Consider the following 16435-nt stretch of genomic DNA (forward strand, 5'->3'; position numbering starts at 1 on the left):
TGAAACATTATACTGAACAATCATAATACTGAACAATCATAAGGGAGTCCGGTTGTGTGACATCAAAGCGACCGCACCTTATTTCAATTTCACACCGGAGAAGGGAGCTATTCATATCATGGCTGAAACCATCATGCATGGTACAACGGTTCTTGCCATTCGGAAGGATGGACGCGTGGTTATTGCCGGAGACGGTCAGGTGACTTTGGGGGATACCGTAATGAAACATCGAGCTAAAAAAGTCCGAAAGATGTATAATGATCGGATTTTAACGGGATTTGCCGGAGCTACTGCAGATGCGTTCACTCTTTTCGAAAGATTGGAGGGAAAACTGGAGCAATACAATGGGAATTTGAAACGCGCCGCAGTGGAGCTGGCTAAAGACTGGCGTATGGATCGAGCCCTTCGACGCCTCGAGGCTCTCCTCATCGCCGCGGATCGCACGGATTGCTTCATATTGAGTGGAACCGGCGACGTAATCGAACCCGATGATGGTCTGGCTGCAGTGGGTTCCGGTGCTCCATATGCACTGGCAGCAGCAAGGGCATTGAACTTGCATTCACAGCTTTCGGCACGGGAAATCGCTGAGGAAGCCATGAAGATTGCAGCATCGATCTGCATATATACCAATACAGAATTTACATTCGAGGAGCTTTAGTCTTATGCAACAGCCTCTGACACCTGCGGAAATCGTCCGCGAACTGGACAAATATATCATCGGCCAGCGCGACGCCAAGCGCATGGTTGCCATCGCATTGCGGAACAGGTGGCGACGCCAGCAAGTACCGGAACATCTTCGAGACGAAATCGCTCCCAAAAACATTATCATGATCGGACCGACAGGTGTTGGCAAAACGGAAATCGCCCGCCGTCTCGCACGCCTGGCCCAATCCCCCTTTCTGAAGATCGAAGCGAGCAAATTCACCGAGGTGGGATATGTGGGGCGCGATGTGGAATCCATGATTCGCGACCTCATGGAACTCGCCGTCAGCATGGTGCGCACGGAAGAGATGGATGCGGTCAAGGTCCGGGCCGAGGAGATTACAGAAGAAAAGCTTCTGGACATCCTGCTTCCACCCAAGAGGCAACCTGAACCCAGAGAGCAGCTTCCCGAACAAAGCGAAGCTCTCAAGGCGGCACAGGAAGAGTCCGAACAAGCGGATTCTACAAGGGAAAAACTGCGTAAGCTCCTGAGAAAAGGGGCTCTCGACGACCGCTATGTGGACCTGGAGGTCCCGGACCGCAACATGCCCATGGTGGAAATTTTCGCAGGAGCCGGCATGGAAGACATGGATTACAACCTTCGTGAAATGTTGGGTTCCATGCTTCCCCGCCGTACCAAGAGGCGAAAAGTAAAAATTCCTGAGGCGAGGGAAATTCTCATTCAGGATGAATCACAGCGTTTGATCGACATGGACAAGGTCATCAAGTCCGCCATTGAACGGGTGGAACACTCCGGAATCATCTTTCTGGATGAAATCGACAAAATCGCAGGGCGTGAATCCACCAAGGGCCCCGACGTATCCAGGGAAGGCGTACAAAGAGACCTCCTGCCCATCGTGGAAGGTTCCACCGTAACCACCAAATATGGAATGGTGCGCACGGATCACATCCTTTTCATTGCTTCCGGCGCCTTTCATATTTCCAAGCCTTCGGATCTCATACCGGAACTTCAGGGACGATTCCCTATCAGAGTGGAACTTCAATCCCTCACCAAGGACGACTTCCTCCGTATCCTGAAAGAACCGGAAAATGCTCTCATCGTTCAATACAAATCTCTGCTGGAGACAGAAGAAGTGAAGCTCATCTTCCAGGACGATGCCATAGAAGAAATTGCTTCCATTGCTTATGAGGTCAACTCGAGGACGGAAAATATCGGTGCGCGAAGGCTCCACACCATCATGGAAAGACTGCTTTCGGATATTTCATTCAATGCGCCGGATCTCAAGGGACAGGAAATTCCCGTCACTAAAGAGTACGTACGGGAAACCCTTCAGGAAATCGTCAAAGACGAAGATTTGAGCCGCTATATTCTTTGAGCAGCAAATACGAGGGGGAGTCGGCACGTTCCTTTTACCCCCTTCCCCTTTCGACTGGTTTATAACTCGACATTGTCAAATTTCATTTGAACCACGGAGACACGGAGAACACGGAGATTTTATTTGAAAGTCTTTCTCTGTACCCTCTGCGCCTCCGTGGTTAATGTGACAATGTCGCAATAAGAGGTGCAGTATGATAGAAAAAGCCAACATCCTGATAGAAGCTCTTCCCTACATCCGCCGCTTTTATCAGCAGACGGTCGTCATCAAATACGGCGGTCATGCCATGGTGGCCGAAGAGCTCAAAGAGAGCTTCGCGCAGGATATCGTCCTCATGAAATATATCGGCATCCATCCCGTGGTGGTTCACGGCGGGGGGCCTCAAATCGGCCGCATGCTTGAAAGAATAGGCATACAGAGCGACTTTTGTGCGGGAATGCGAGTCACGGACGCCGATACGATGGATATCGTGGAGATGGTCCTGGCAGGCAAAATCAACAAGGAAATCGTCTCCCTGGTAAATCGCCACGGGGGACAGGCCATCGGGCTCAGCGGAAAGGATGGGAAACTCATCGAAGCTCGCAAACATCACGTGTTCCGCTATCAAGGGGACGATCGCCCTCCGGAAATCATAGATATAGGACTCGTGGGAGAAGTGCAGCGCATAAACGTCGAAATCCTCGAGGTTCTCGAGAAAAGCAACATCATCCCCATTATCGCCCCAGTGGGAATGGGTGAAAACGGAGAGACCTACAATATCAACGCAGACCTGGTGGCCGGTCACATTGCCGGCGCATTGAAAGCAAAAAAGCTGATCCTTATGACCGATGTGGCCGGAGTCCTCAATAAAGAGGGAGAGCTCATCTCCAGCATGACCGTGGCCGAAGCTGCCGATGCACTCCAGGACGAGACCCTGCGTGGGGGCATGATCCCCAAGGTTCAGTGTTCCATCGACGCCGTGCAGGCGGGAACGAAAAAAGTCCATATCGTGGATGGGCGTATTCCCCATGCGGTTCTTCTCGAAATGTTCACGGACGCCGGCATCGGAACTGAAATTTTCAAGAAACGCCCGAAATCCAAAAAAGAGTGAACCCGACGGGCAAAGGCATCCCCTGCCGTTCCTCTCCTATTCGAAAGAACAAGAGAGATAGAAACGGTTTTTCACAAGGGGCGGCGGACTTCTGCCGGGATATGCAAGGTATTTTAGAAAAAAGAAGGCAATCTCGACGATCGAGATGATTTGCCTGAAAGCTGACAAGGAGCGTTCGAATGGAAAATGTGCAGTTGGCCTGTCAGGAGCACATTTGTGGCACATATGCGAGGCTCCCCGTGGTTTTCGTTCGCGGAGAGGGATGTAAACTGTGGGACGATCAGGGCAAGGAATATCTGGATTTCCTGGCGGGAATCGCCGTGTGCAATCTTGGTCACGCCCACTCCGAACTGGCGGATGTACTGTGTGAACAGGCCAGGACCTTGATTCATGTTTCCAATCTTTTTTACACGACTCCGCAGGTGCACCTGGCGGCGGAATTGACACGCCTTTCTTTTGCGGATAAGGTGTTTTTTTCCAACAGTGGAGCCGAAGCCAACGAAGCGGCCATAAAACTTGCCCGAAAGTACAGCAAAGACAAATACGGATTGGGCCGTTTCCATATCATTACCATGAAGAATTCCTTTCATGGCAGGACCTTGGCCACGCTTTCCGCAACGGGACAGGAAAAAGTGCACAAGGGGTTTGAACCCCTTGTAGAAGGTTTTTCGTTTGTGGATTTCAATTCCATTTCCGCTGTGGAAGCCGCCATAACGAAACAGACGTGTGCCGTCATGGTGGAACCCATACAGGGCGAGGGAGGCGTCAACATACCCGATCACGGGTATTTGAAAGAACTCAAAACCCTTTGCCGCCGTCACGATCTCTTGCTCCTGTTCGATGAAGTACAGGTGGGAATGGGTAGAACCGGCACCCTGTTTGCCTATGAGCAGGAAGACGTGACACCGGATATTATGACCCTGGCCAAAGCGTTGGGAAACGGGCTTCCCATTGGAGCGATGCTGACCACCAATGAGGTGGCCGCAGCTTTTGTGCCCGGCAGCCATGCGACCACTTTCGGCGGTACCCCGCTGGTAACATCCGTGGCATTGAAAGCGCTGCAGTTGATTGCCCGTCCAGCCTTTCTCGAACACGTAAGGCAAACGGGAAAATACTTTGCAGATCGCCTGGAAGAGCTGCAAAAACGACACTCCCTCATTCGCGCAGTTCGCGCCAGAGGACTCATGGTTGGATTGGAACTGACCATGCCGGGTCAAAAGGTCGTGGAGAAGCTCCTGAATAAGGGATTCATCATCAACTGTACACATGACACGGTGCTTCGATTTGTTCCGCCATTGATCGTAACGCATTCGGAAATTGATCGTCTCATCCAGGTGCTGGATGAAGTTCTCAAAGAGGAGACTGAATGAAGCGTGACTTGCTAACTATCCGGGATCTTTCTCCCGAAGAGATCCTCTATCTGATTTCCCGTGCTGCAGAACTGAAAGCAAAATGGGCTCAAGGGACCTTTCAGCCAACTCTGACAGGAAAAATTCTCGGGCTTATTTTTGTCAAGCCTTCCACGCGTACTCGCGTCTCTTTCGAGGCTGCCATGTACCGTTTGGGGGGACAATGCATTTTCATGACGGCCAAGGACAGTCAGATTTCCCGTCAGGAACCCCTGGCGGATACCGCTCGAGTGATGTCGCGCTATGTCGATGCTCTTGCAATACGCACCTACGCTCATTCGGACGTGGAAGAACTGGCCCGTTTTTCTTCTATTCCCGTCATCAATGCCCTCACGGATCTTTTCCATCCCTGCCAGATATTGAGCGATCTCCTGACCATCAAGGAAAAACGTGGGAACCTTAACAACTTATGCGTTGCATGGGTGGGAGACGGAAACAATGTCGCCCATTCGTGGATCAACGCGGCTGCGTTGCTTGGTTTTACTCTCTACCTGGCCTGTCCCAAGGGTTATGAACCGGACAGCAAAATTTTGGAATGGGGACGTCGAGAAGGCAAAGGGAAAATTCATCTGGTGGATGATCCCCGAAAGGCGGTGGCAACGGCCGATGTGCTCTACACGGATGTCTGGGCCAGCATGGGGCAGGAAGGCGAAGCGGAGACTCGCAAAGAAGTGTTCCGCCCCTTCCAGATCAATGAAAGCCTTCTGGCAGCGGCTCCATCTCATGCTTTGGTCTTGCACTGTCTGCCCGCTCACCGGGGCGAAGAAATTACGGATGAGGTGATGGAAGGTCCACAGTCCGTCGTTTTTGATCAGGCGGAAAATCGCCTCCATCTGCAAATGGCTTTACTGGATTGGTTGGTATCGGGGAATAAATAGCTGCATATCGTTCGGAATCAAAAAGGATTGCATTTCGCGCCGGCATCGCGCCATTCGACAGCATCGCAAGATCAATCGAGCTGTAAATCGCCTCTGGCGGCGGATGGTGGGTATCAAAGGAGAGATCTGGGATTATGAAGGTTCAAAAGGTTGTTTTGGCATATTCCGGTGGTTTGGACACCTCAATCATTCTGAAGTGGCTGATCGAAACTTATGATTGTGAAGTGATCGCTTTTGCTGCAGACCTCGGACAAGCCGAAGAACTGTCGGGACTTGAAGCCAAGGCCATTGCTACAGGGGCGGTCAAAGCCCGCATCGAGGACTTGCGCGAAGAATTCGTCCGAGACTTCGTCTTTCCCGCTTTTCGGGCCAATGCCATTTATGAAGGTCAGTATTTGCTGGGAACGTCTATTGCCCGACCGCTCATTGCCAAAAAGCAAATTCAAATCGCAGAAGAGGAAGGCGCCGATGCCGTGAGTCACGGGGCAACAGGTAAGGGCAACGACCAGGTCCGTTTTGAACTGGCCTACATGGCATTGAACCCGGGCATCAAGGTGATCGCCCCATGGCGCGAGTGGGATTTAAGGTCCCGCAACGCCCTCATTGCATTTGCAAAAAAGCGCGGAATTCCCGTGCCCGTTACTCAGGAAAAGCCTTACAGTTCGGACCGGAATCTTCTGCACATCAGCTATGAAGGAGGAATTCTGGAAGATCCCTGGCTGGAGCCCGACCCAAAGATGTTCACCCTTACGACGAGTCCCGAAGATGCCCCTGACACTCCGGAGGTCATTGAAATCGAGTTCGAAAGGGGAAATCCGGTGGCCATTGACGGGGAACGTTTGAGTCCGGCCGACCTCCTGGCACGGTTGAACACTCTGGGTGGAAAACACGGAATAGGCAGGGTCGATCTCGTGGAAAGTCGGTTTGTGGGGATGAAGTCGCGAGGAGTTTACGAGACGCCCGGCGGCACCATCATGCGCACGGCTCATCAGGCCGTTGAATCCATCACCATGGACCGCGAAGTCATGTACATTCGGGATTCTCTCATTCCTCAATATTCGCGGCTCATTTACAATGGGTTCTGGTATTCGCCCGAAATGCGGGTTCTTCAGAACACCATCGACCTGACCCAGGAAAACGTCTCCGGCACGGCGAGAGTAAGACTGTACAAGGGCACCTGCCGGGTAACCGGGCGCAAGTCGGACTACTCCCTTTATCAGCCGAGTTTTGCAACTTTCGAAGAGGATGACGTATATCAACAAAACGACGCCACGGGGTTTATCCGACTGAATGGTCTGCGGCTCCGCATCGAGTCTCTCGTAAGAAAACAGATGAATAGTGCTCAATAAGGAATTTAAAAGAACTTACATGAAATTTGCTTCCGAAGGTTCACGCCTTTGTCTTCACCTGTGTGGATCTTCAACCCCACCGGCACTATTGTGACAGGGAGAATCCTATATGGCTGAAAAGCTCTGGCAGGGCCGTTTCGAACAACCCACAGACAAGCAGGTGGAAGAATATACGGCTTCCATACACTTCGACAGCAGACTGTATCGATACGACATCGAAGGAAGCATCGCCCATTGCAGAATGCTTGGGGAGTGCAACATCATCCCCCATGAGGATGCATCCCTCATTGTGGAAGCCCTAGGGCAGATTCTTCGAGAAATAGAACGGGGTCAGCTCGATCTTTCGTCGTCTCAGGAAGATATCCACATGGCGATCGAGCAGAAATTGACTCAGAAAATCGGAGATGTCGGCGGCAAACTGCATACAGCGAGAAGCAGGAACGACCAGATTTGTCTGGACATGCGTCTTTACATGCGGGACGTGATTCTTCAGTGCCGGAGTTTGCTGCTGGATGTGCAAAAGTCCTTTGTCGATGTCGCCGAACAAAACCTCGGTGTCACCATGCCGGGATATACTCACATGCAGCACGCGCAGCCCGTTTTGCTCTCTCATCATATGATGGCATATTACGAAATGTTCCATCGAGATGATGAAAGGCTGCAGGACTGCTACAAACGGACCAATGTGCTTCCCCTGGGCAGTGCGGCCCTGGCTGGAACAACTTTTCCCATAGACATGGAATGGACGGCCAGATACCTCAAGTTTCCGCGTGTGGTTTCCAACAGCATGGATGCGGTCAGCGACCGGGACTATCTCATCGAATTCAATGCAGCGGCAGCCATTCTCATGATGCACATCAGTCGTCTTGCGGAAGAGCTCATTTTGTGGTCCACCACGGAATTTGCCTTCATCGAGATCAGCGACGCTTTCTGTACCGGCTCCAGTATCATGCCGCAGAAGAAGAATCCCGATGTTCCCGAACTGATGCGCGGAAAAACCGCTCGAGTTTACGGCAACCTCATGGCCTTATTGACCCTCACCAAGGCGCTGCCCCTCGCCTACAACCGGGACCTTCAGGAAGACAAGGAACCCGTGTTCGACACCGTGGACACGGTCATGAGCACTCTGCGCCTCCTTGCAAAACTCCTCCCGGAAATTCGTTTCAATGCAGAACGTATGGCAAAAATGGCCAAAGAGGGTTTTACACTTGCGACAGACCTGGCCGATTATCTGGTCCGCAAAGGTATCCCTTTCCGCAAGGCGCACCACATTGTGGGGCAAATCGTTCAACACTGCATTCATGATGGAAAAGAACTCGAAGAATGCAGCCTGGAAGAATTGAAAGGTTTCCATAAGGTCTTTGATTCAGACGTATACCCGTTTCTCGAAATGGCCGCCGTTGTGGACCGTAGAACATCTCTTGGCGGAACCGCATCCTCTCGGGTCCGAGAGGCCATAACCCGGGCCCGTGCGGAAATTGAAACCAAAGAAAGAACATTGAAATCTTGATTTCATTCTGGATATGAGACGCATGAATATACGGATTTGCTTCATTGCCCGCTCTCCATATTTTACAGGCCTGCTGCCGTTCCTTTTGCTGGGAACCCTGCTTTCGGGTTGTGGGAAAAAATCATTTCCAAAACCGGTCACACAGGAACTTCCACCCCAAATTCAAGATCTCCGGGTACAGGTTCAACCCAAAGGGGTCGAACTCAGTTGGTCTCTCCCGGATCAGATAAAATCGAATCCGCAAGGCTCCGGCTATCGCTTCGCCATTTTGAGATCCGAACTCGCGTGGGAAAATCGCAGTTGTGTGGACTGTCCCCCTTCCAACCAGCAGGAGATCCAACGCATCGATCCTGCCTTTCCCCAATCCGCATCCATAGACTCAAACAGGATAGTATGGGTGGATACGGCTGTATCCCCCCACCATGCCTATCGTTATCAAGTGATTGTTCAGAATGAGAAAGGACGTCCAGTAACATTTTCCAATATACTGACAGCCAAAGTCATCACGCCTCCGGAGGGCATCAAAAAACTTGGAGCATCACGGGATCCTCAGGGAATTCTTCTTGGATGGAAAGCATCCAATAAAGATCAAAAGGGCAAAAAACTCTCTGGCGACCTGCAATACACAATCGAGCGGCATGCACCCAATGGGAGCTGGGAAGTGATTTCTCAGGTCCCCATCAAAGCGCAAAATTTCTTGGATTCGGCTGTAGCCTCGAATCAAAGTTATGACTACCGCGTCACACCCTTCGTAGTTTTCGAGGAAACAAGAGTTCTTGGGGAGCCGGCTGTCATCCAGAATGTTCTGGCACCTGAAGCTCTTCCGCCGCCACCGCCCGGTACCGTTTGGGTGATTCCCGCCAAGGGAGCGCTGGAAGTTCAATGGACACCGAGTGATGGGAAAGTCGGCGGTTATTATGTTTACAGAAAAGAAGGCAAAGAAATCATCCGTTTGACGGAAACTCCCGTCAAGAATCCTCCATACGTGGATCGCTCGGTGAAACCCAACGCTGTCTATTTTTACGCGGTATCCTCCGTCAGCGCTCCGCCCGAACAGCGTGAAGGGCTTTTGTCCAAGTGGGCGGAAATTAGAAATCTTATCTTCCAGCAATAAGCAGGAATAGCCGTTATAGGTCTGGGAACAAAGGGGATTCATCCCTGCAGGGCGTGGTTGTTTTCCTATCGAACCAATGCTCAGCCGAACCGAAAGAAAGTAGACTGTCATGCACCATTTTTTTTATAAAAACGAAGAGTTGTACTGTGAAAACATTCCTCTCAAGAAGCTTGCCGCCGAAGTGGGAACTCCATGCTATGTATACAGCCATTCTACCCTACAACATCATTTCAATGTATTCGATGGCGCGTTCGCTAATGTTTCCCATCTGACATGTTATTCCGTAAAGGCAAATTCCAACCTAAGCATCCTCAGGCTCTTCGGATCCATGGGCGGAGGGGTAGACATCGTTTCCGGAGGGGAACTCTTTCGAGCTCGAAAAGCCGGGATCCCTCCCGAACGTATTGTGTATTCCGGTGTTGGAAAAACCGTTGAAGAAATCGACTTTGCTCTTAAAGAGGGCATCTTGATGTTCAACATCGAATCCACCGAGGAACTGGATGCCATCAATTCCCGGGCTGGGATTTTAGGGTGTAGGGCACGCATTGCCCTTCGAGTCAACCCGGATGTCGATCCCAAGACTCACCCTTACATTTCCACCGGAATGAAGAAAAGCAAGTTTGGCATAGATGTTGAGAGTGCTCTTCAAGCATATGAGCAGGCCAAAAATCTCGATAACATCGAGATCCTGGGGGTAGATTGTCACATCGGGAGTCAACTGACCGAGATTTCACCCTTTGTGGACGCATTGAAACGGTTGCGCTTACTCCTAGACCGCCTTGACGCGATGGGCGTTTCGATCCGTTATCTCGACCTGGGAGGCGGACTCGGAATCCCCTATGATCAGGAAGCACCTCCCCATCCCACAGACTACGCTCAGGCCATTTTGCAGGAACTCAAGGGGCTTTCTTGTACCTTGATTTTCGAACCGGGCCGCGTTATCGTTGGCAACGCTGGAATTTTGCTCACGCGAGTCCTCTACACTAAGAAAACCGAGAGCAAAAATTTCGTCATTGTGGATGCGGGAATGAACGATTTGATCCGCCCCAGCCTCTACGGATCGTATCACCAGATTCAACCCCTCCAAAGAAAAAGCACCGAGACGCAAATTGTGGATGTAGTGGGGCCCATTTGCGAATCGGGGGATTTTTTGGCTCGTGACCGCACCTTGCCCGTCGTGGCATCGGGAGATCACCTCGCTGTGATGAGTGCTGGAGCTTACGGGTTCACCATGTCATCCAACTATAACTCCCGTCCGCGCGCTGCGGAGGTCCTGGTGAAGGGAGATCGCTATTACATCATCCGTCAGCGTGAGACCTGGGAGGATATGGTTCGTCTGGAAGAAGTGGCTGAATTTTCCCAAGACTGACATTTTATTTAGGCGTTCGGGTATATATTTTTTAACATTTTCACGGAATGAATCGAGCAATTCGACTGGAGCTCTGCGTTGATGGAAATACAATTCGAGCGACGTATCCACTTTACAAAGATGACTGGCAGCGGCAATGATTTCATCATTATTGACAACCGGGACCAGTTGATCGACGCTGACAACTGCCGCGGTCTAGTAAGTTCTGTATGTCGCAGAAAGCTTTCCGTTGGAGCTGATGGCCTGATTCTCATAGAAAATGATCCGGAAGTGGACTTCAAGTGGCGCTTTTTCAATGCGGACGGAGGGGAAGCCGAAATGTGCGGCAACGGTGCCCGTTGTGCTGCACGCTTCGCATATCTCAAAGGAATCGCTTCCAAGCCGAGCATGGCATTCCGAACGATCGCGGGAATCATAGAAGCGGAAATCAAGAACGAGCGGGTCAAGATCCGCATGACTCCACCTCACAGCCTGAAGCTCGATTTCTTCCTGGAGGCTGGTGGTACAAAGCCCTTCTGCCTGCAATTCATCAACACGGGCGTCCCACATGTCGTGCATTTTGTGGAAGACGATGCAGCCTTGGATTCAGCTGACGTATTCAACTTGGGGCGAACATTGCGCTACCATTCTCACTTTCAGCCGGCAGGTACCAATGTGAATTTCGCTCGTGTGCATGCCCCGCACAGTATTTCAGTGCGCACTTATGAACGCGGGGTGGAGGACGAAACGCTCGCTTGCGGAACCGGCTCCATTGCGGTGGCGCTGGTCGCTTCAGCAAAAGGATTGGCGGCCTCTCCCGTGGACGTCAAGACTCGAAGTGGCGAGACCCTGACGATTTATTTTGAAAAATCCTCAAACCACGACCCGGTTGACTTCAGGGAGGTTTACCTGGAAGGCGATGCCAAGGTGGTTTATGAAGCAGAACTTTGGGATGAAACTTTAATACAGTAGGGAGAAAGACATGTTTCAAGGCGCTATGGTGGCGATTGTGACGCCATTCAAAAACGGCCTGGTGGATGAAACGGCGCTTCGGGAATTGATCGAATTCCAAATCGCCAACGGTACCCATGGTATCGTCCCTTGTGGAACAACCGGTGAATCGGCAACCTTATCCTTCCAGGAACATGAACGGGTGATTGAAATAACTGTGGAGCAAGTCAACAAACGCGTTCCCGTTATTGCGGGTACGGGCTCCAACAATACGGAAGAGGCCATCCGGCTGACAAAGCATGCAAAAAAAGCAGGAGCCGATGGCGCACTCATGATCTGCCCTTATTACAACAAGCCCACGCAGGAAGGCCTTTTCCGACATTTTGAAAAGGTCGCATCCTCTGTGGATATCCCCATTGTTCTCTATAACATCCCAGGTAGAACAGCGGTCAATATGGCTCCCGAGACCCTGGCGCGCCTTTCTAAAATCGACAATATCGTGGCGGTCAAAGAGGCATCGGGTACCATGAAGCAGATCACGGACATCATCGCTCTCTGTGGTGACGGTCTGGTAGTCCTTTCCGGAGAGGATTACCTCACTTTTCCTCTCTTGTGTGTTGGCGGCAAAGGCGTCATATCTGTTTCTTCCAACATTGTTCCACGCGATATGGCCGATTTGTGCAACCTTTTCTTTGATGGAAAGATTAACGAAGCCCGCGAGCTCTACTATCGGCTCCTGCCGCTGTGCCACGGTCTTTTCTATGAAACCAACCCGGCTCCCGTCAAAGCGGCGTTGGCCATGATGAAAAAGATTGACAGCGAAGAGGTTCGGTTGCCGTTGGTTCCCATGCAGGAGAGCAACCGTGAGCGGCTGAAAAAGGATCTCCTGGCCTACGGTCTTATCTGATGCGGGTAAGAGAAGGGATACGGAACGTGGCAGCCGTTCATCCCTTCGTGCCATGACGGTTTTTGCCCAATTCTTTGGAGCATCAATGTCTAGAATCTTGTTCAGGAGGAAACAATGGTCCGTGCAGCAGTAGCCGGCATAGGGGGCAGAATGGGTTCGCGCATTGCGCAACTCATTCGGGAAACGGATGGCATCCAACTCGTTGGGGGCTTTGAGCACCCCCAGCATCCTCAAAGGGGAAAAGATATCGCACAGATCATTGGAGGCGACGCTACCGGCATGACTGTTTCCGGCAGCATTGAAGATGTTCTCCCTCTTGCAGATGTCGTTATTGATTTTACCACTGCCGCCGTTTCGTTGGCACACTTGAAGTCGGCCGTATCTGCAAAGAAGGCCATGGTCATCGGCTCCACAGGTTTTTCGGCAGATCAATTGGAACAGGCGAAAGAGCTCGCTCGCACGACTCCTTGCGTTCTTACACCGAACATGAGCATGGGAGTGAACATCCTCTTCAAACTGGTCTCGGATGCAGCCCGGCTTCTGGGAAAAGATTTCGATGTTGAAATCATTGAGGCACATCACCGTTTCAAGAAGGATGCTCCCAGCGGTACGGCAGTAAAACTCGCTCAGATTGTTGCTCAATCTCTCAACAGAAACTTGGATGAAGTGGGTGTTTACGCCCGTCATGGTATCATCGGAGAAAGAACGGAACAGGAAATTGGAATTCAGACCTTGCGTGGCGGAGACATTGTGGGAGAGCATACCGTCCTCTTTGCCGGGCTGGGGGAACGCATTGAGCTCACCCACCGGGCTCACAGTCGTGATAATTTTGCGCGCGGAGCCATACATGCAGCGCAGTGGGTAATCAACCAGCCCCCTGGCCTTTATGACATGCAACAGGTCTTAGGAATCTCATAAAAAGAAACGGCTGTGCAATTAAAAGTGAAACAAAGGGAAGCCAACGATTTCCCCTATGGTCTATAGCTTGGAGCTGTGAACTCAATTGGAGGTACTAAATGGTGTTTGAGAAGGCAGAGCGTTTACGACGACTCCCTCCCTACCTTTTTAAAGAAATCGATCGATTGAAAGCGGAAATAACCGCCAAAGGCGTGGATGTCATCAACCTGGGTGTAGGCGACCCGGATCTTCCGACTCCCAGGCATATCATTGAAAAGCTGGACGAGGCCGCCCAAAAGCCAGCTAATCATCAATATCCGTCTTATTCCGGAATGAATGACTTCAAAGTCAGTGTAGCGGGTTGGTACAAGCGGCGTTTCGGAGTAGAACTGGATCCTCTGAAAGAGGTGATAACGCTGATCGGATCAAAGGAAGGTATCGCGCACCTTCCGCTGGCTTTCATCAACCCTGGCGACCTGGCTCTCGTCCCGACACCTGCTTACCCTGTATACCATGTTGCAACGATGTTTGCCGGCGGAGAGTCCTACTTCATGCCTTTGGTCAAAGAGAACCGTTTCCTCCCCGATCTGGATGCGATTCCCCCTGAAGTGGCCCGCAAGGCAAAGCTCATGTTCATCAATTATCCCAACAACCCGACGGGCGCCACCGCAGAGAGAGATTTCTACGAAAGAGTGATCGATTTCGCCAGACAGTATGACGTCATCATCTGTCATGATGCGGCCTACACGGAAATGGGTTTTGGCGGGTATCGTCCCATGAGTTTCCTTGAAGTCCCAGGCGCGAAAGAGATAGGAATTGAGTTTCATTCCCTGTCGAAAACCTACAATATGACGGGATGGCGATTGGGATTTGCTGTGGGGAATGCCGAAGTCCTCGATGGACTCGGCCAGGTCAAGAGCAACATTGACTCGGGTGCTTTCAACGCCATACAGTATGCCGGCATCGCCGCCTTGGAAGGCGACCAAAGCTGTGTTACCGAAATGCAGAAAATTTATCAGGAACGCCTTGAAACCCTGATCAATGGACTCCAGAAAGTAGGTCTTGAACCCGAAATCCCCAAGGCCACCTTCTATGTTTGGTGCCCGACTCCAAAGGGCTATTCCTCCAAGGATTTTTCGTCTCTGTTGTTGGGAAAAGCCGGAATAGTGACCACACCAGGCAGTGGTTTCGGCGATCCCGGCGAAGGATATATCCGAATGGCTCTGACCGTCTCGAAAGAGCGCATTCAAGAGGCTGTGGAACGCATCCAGAAGCTCTCTTTTTAATCGATCCGTTTGTGAGAGACCATCAAAATTCTCACGGGTGACATCGGAGGTCGACAAAAAACTTGCCTGTCGGCCTTCCGAAATGTGGGGGGATTGAATCGTCGTAATGGAAGAAGTCCTCATCGGTTTCGGCAGCAATCAGGGGGACTCTATACGAATCTGCCTCGAAGCGATCGACCAATTCCGCCGGCATAGGGAAATCGAGGTCGTACAGGTTTCTTCTCTCTATCGCACGGAACCTGTGGGAAAGACCGACCAGGGCTGGTTTGTCAATGGTGTTTTTCTGTGTCGAACCAGGCTCACTTCCCTGGAACTTCTCAGCTTCTGCCAGAAAATCGAAAGACAGTTTGGACGAGTCCGCCTCGAACATTGGGGCCCAAGAACGCTTGACCTCGATATTCTTTTTTTTGGCCAGCTGGTGATCGATCTTCCAGAACTGGAAATCCCTCATCCGCGACTTCATGAGCGCCGTTTTGTTCTCGTGCCGCTGGCGGAAATTGCGCCACACTGGATACACCCCAAATTTGGAAAGACTGCTTCTGAACTTCTGTCTCAGATCTCGGAGGGAGTAAAAGAACAGGAAGTAATACGGGTAAATTAAAAAATGTTTCGTATCCTCATTTACGGTTTACTGATATATGCGATTTACCGCTTCTTGAAGTCCAAAGGGTCACCCCTTGTTACACGGAAAGAACAAACTTTCCATGATTCTACCTCGGTAAAAGAGGCGGAACTCATTCAAGATCCCCAATGTGGAGCTTACTTTCTGAAGCAAAATGGGGTGAAAGCGAGAGTTCAGGGACGCACCCTGTATTTTTGCAGTGAAACTTGCCGAGACGAATATCTCAAATCCCATCAATCATGAAAAAAGAAGGAAAATCAGCGCACTGTCCCTCACTCGTCTTTTTCTTTGAACCTTTGATTGAGCGGTTTCTTGTGCTGCAGGTGTTCTGAATTAACAAAGAGGAAAAAGGAACGCATGAAATTTTTTATCGATACTGCAAATCTTGCCGAAATAAAGGAAGCTCACAGTTTGGGAATCCTGGATGGGGTTACCACCAACCCGTCTCTCATCGCCAAAGAAGGCATCTCGAACCGTGAAGCTTTTGAAAAGCATATAAAAACCATCTGCGAGATCATCGAGGCCCCTGTCAATGCGGAGGTGGTGAGCACGAGTGCGGATGAAATGATTGCCGAAGGAAAGAAGCTCGCTGCAATTGATCCCCACGTGGTCGTGAAGATTCCCATGATCACAGAAGGGCTCAAAGCCGTTAAACAACTCTCCGAGGAGGGAATCCGCACGAATGTCACTCTTGTCTTTTCGCCCCTGCAGGCATTGATGGCAGCCAAAGCCGGCGCATCTTACATCAGTCCCTTTGTGGGGCGGCTCGACGATATAGCTCATGACGGGATGGCAATCGTTGAGCAGATCATCGATATTTTTTCCAACTATCTTTTTGAAACTGAAGTCATTGTGGCAAGCGTTCGTAATCCTTTACATGTTCTCCTGGCAGCGAAATTCGGTGCCGACATTGCCACTATTCCCTTTAAAGTGATTGATCAACTGGCAAAACACCCACTCACGGACATCGGGCTAACCAACTTTTTGAAGGATTGGCAAAAAGTTGAAAAGTGAGATTGCTGACGGCCTTTCAGA

The 16435-nt window shown here is 50.9% G+C and carries 15 protein-coding genes; all 15 read left to right on the forward strand.

From position 1 onward, the window contains the following. The first annotated feature begins 118 nt into the window (after positions 1 to 118). Positions 119 to 658 carry an ATP-dependent protease subunit HslV gene (gene hslV / locus QMG16_RS04555; RefSeq protein WP_281792490.1) on the forward strand — a complete coding sequence of 180 codons (540 nt, stop codon included), beginning with the start codon at positions 119 to 121 and terminating at the stop codon, positions 656 to 658. A gap of 4 nt (positions 659 to 662) precedes the next feature. After that, entirely contained in the window at positions 663 to 2039 is a 1377-nt protein-coding gene (gene hslU, locus QMG16_RS04560; RefSeq protein WP_281792492.1) for an ATP-dependent protease ATPase subunit HslU, read from the forward strand. A 193-nt stretch (positions 2040 to 2232) separates the two neighbouring features. Beyond that, a complete protein-coding gene (gene argB, locus QMG16_RS04565) occupies positions 2233 to 3129 on the forward strand; it encodes an acetylglutamate kinase (RefSeq protein WP_281792494.1) in 897 nt (298 codons plus the stop codon). Positions 3130 to 3308: 179 nt separating this feature from the next. Then, complete coding sequence (locus QMG16_RS04570) at positions 3309 to 4499, forward strand: aspartate aminotransferase family protein (protein ID WP_281792496.1); 1191 nt, start codon at positions 3309 to 3311, stop codon at positions 4497 to 4499. Continuing rightward, positions 4496 to 5416 carry an ornithine carbamoyltransferase gene (gene argF / locus QMG16_RS04575; RefSeq protein WP_281792498.1) on the forward strand — a complete coding sequence of 307 codons (921 nt, stop codon included), beginning with the start codon at positions 4496 to 4498 and terminating at the stop codon, positions 5414 to 5416. Before QMG16_RS04570 ends, argF begins: the two co-directional genes overlap by 4 nt. Positions 5417 to 5550: 134 nt before the next feature. After that, positions 5551 to 6765: an argininosuccinate synthase gene (locus QMG16_RS04580; RefSeq protein ID WP_281792500.1), complete on the forward strand. Its 1215-nt coding sequence runs from the start codon at positions 5551 to 5553 to the stop codon at positions 6763 to 6765. A 109-nt stretch (positions 6766 to 6874) separates the two neighbouring features. Beyond that, positions 6875 to 8275, forward strand: coding sequence for an argininosuccinate lyase (gene argH, locus QMG16_RS04585; protein WP_281792502.1), 1401 nt, complete (start codon positions 6875 to 6877; stop codon positions 8273 to 8275). Positions 8276 to 8297: 22 nt separating this feature from the next. Then, on the forward strand, positions 8298 to 9389 hold the full coding sequence (locus QMG16_RS04590; RefSeq protein WP_281792504.1) for a fibronectin type III domain-containing protein: 1092 nt from the start codon (positions 8298 to 8300) through the stop codon (positions 9387 to 9389). 109 nt (positions 9390 to 9498) lie between these two features. Further along, the gene (gene lysA / locus QMG16_RS04595; RefSeq protein ID WP_281792506.1) at positions 9499 to 10758 is read left to right on the forward strand and encodes a diaminopimelate decarboxylase; all 1260 of its coding nucleotides are present in this window, start codon (positions 9499 to 9501) and stop codon (positions 10756 to 10758) included. 81 nt (positions 10759 to 10839) lie between these two features. Then, positions 10840 to 11709 (forward strand): diaminopimelate epimerase, encoded by an 870-nt coding sequence (gene dapF, locus QMG16_RS04600; protein WP_281792508.1) that lies wholly within the window; start codon positions 10840 to 10842, stop codon positions 11707 to 11709. A 10-nt stretch (positions 11710 to 11719) separates the two neighbouring features. Beyond that, complete coding sequence (dapA, locus tag QMG16_RS04605) at positions 11720 to 12595, forward strand: 4-hydroxy-tetrahydrodipicolinate synthase (RefSeq protein WP_281792510.1); 876 nt, start codon at positions 11720 to 11722, stop codon at positions 12593 to 12595. Between the two features lie 114 nt (positions 12596 to 12709). Continuing rightward, positions 12710 to 13513, forward strand: coding sequence for a 4-hydroxy-tetrahydrodipicolinate reductase (dapB, locus tag QMG16_RS04610; RefSeq protein ID WP_281792511.1), 804 nt, complete (start codon positions 12710 to 12712; stop codon positions 13511 to 13513). A gap of 98 nt (positions 13514 to 13611) precedes the next feature. Then, entirely contained in the window at positions 13612 to 14778 is a 1167-nt protein-coding gene (locus tag QMG16_RS04615; RefSeq protein ID WP_281792512.1) for an LL-diaminopimelate aminotransferase, read from the forward strand. 106 nt (positions 14779 to 14884) lie between these two features. After that, positions 14885 to 15379 carry a 2-amino-4-hydroxy-6-hydroxymethyldihydropteridine diphosphokinase gene (gene folK, locus QMG16_RS04620; RefSeq protein WP_281792513.1) on the forward strand — a complete coding sequence of 165 codons (495 nt, stop codon included), beginning with the start codon at positions 14885 to 14887 and terminating at the stop codon, positions 15377 to 15379. Positions 15380 to 15757: 378 nt separating this feature from the next. Then, positions 15758 to 16414 (forward strand): fructose-6-phosphate aldolase, encoded by a 657-nt coding sequence (gene fsa / locus QMG16_RS04625; RefSeq protein WP_281792515.1) that lies wholly within the window; start codon positions 15758 to 15760, stop codon positions 16412 to 16414. Positions 16415 to 16435 lie beyond the last annotated feature (21 nt).

Source organism: Desulforhabdus amnigena (assembly GCF_027925305.1).
GTDB lineage: Bacteria > Desulfobacterota > Syntrophobacteria > Syntrophobacterales > Syntrophobacteraceae > Desulforhabdus > Desulforhabdus amnigena.

Excerpts from the sequence above, each read along its gene's own strand:
- hslV (WP_281792490.1), top strand. The coding sequence starts at position 119 with ATGGCTGAAACCATCATGCATGGTACAACGGTTCTTGCCATTCGGAAG.
- hslU (WP_281792492.1), top strand. The coding sequence starts at position 663 with ATGCAACAGCCTCTGACACCTGCGGAAATCGTCCGCGAACTGGACAAA.
- argB (WP_281792494.1), top strand. The coding sequence starts at position 2,233 with ATGATAGAAAAAGCCAACATCCTGATAGAAGCTCTTCCCTACATCCGC.
- QMG16_RS04570 (WP_281792496.1), top strand. The coding sequence starts at position 3,309 with ATGGAAAATGTGCAGTTGGCCTGTCAGGAGCACATTTGTGGCACATAT.
- argF (WP_281792498.1), top strand. The coding sequence starts at position 4,496 with ATGAAGCGTGACTTGCTAACTATCCGGGATCTTTCTCCCGAAGAGATC.
- QMG16_RS04580 (WP_281792500.1), top strand. The coding sequence starts at position 5,551 with ATGAAGGTTCAAAAGGTTGTTTTGGCATATTCCGGTGGTTTGGACACC.
- argH (WP_281792502.1), top strand. The coding sequence starts at position 6,875 with ATGGCTGAAAAGCTCTGGCAGGGCCGTTTCGAACAACCCACAGACAAG.
- QMG16_RS04590 (WP_281792504.1), top strand. The coding sequence starts at position 8,298 with ATGAATATACGGATTTGCTTCATTGCCCGCTCTCCATATTTTACAGGC.
- lysA (WP_281792506.1), top strand. The coding sequence starts at position 9,499 with ATGCACCATTTTTTTTATAAAAACGAAGAGTTGTACTGTGAAAACATT.
- dapF (WP_281792508.1), top strand. The coding sequence starts at position 10,840 with ATGGAAATACAATTCGAGCGACGTATCCACTTTACAAAGATGACTGGC.
- dapA (WP_281792510.1), top strand. The coding sequence starts at position 11,720 with ATGTTTCAAGGCGCTATGGTGGCGATTGTGACGCCATTCAAAAACGGC.
- dapB (WP_281792511.1), top strand. The coding sequence starts at position 12,710 with ATGGTCCGTGCAGCAGTAGCCGGCATAGGGGGCAGAATGGGTTCGCGC.
- QMG16_RS04615 (WP_281792512.1), top strand. The coding sequence starts at position 13,612 with ATGGTGTTTGAGAAGGCAGAGCGTTTACGACGACTCCCTCCCTACCTT.
- folK (WP_281792513.1), top strand. The coding sequence starts at position 14,885 with ATGGAAGAAGTCCTCATCGGTTTCGGCAGCAATCAGGGGGACTCTATA.
- fsa (WP_281792515.1), top strand. The coding sequence starts at position 15,758 with ATGAAATTTTTTATCGATACTGCAAATCTTGCCGAAATAAAGGAAGCT.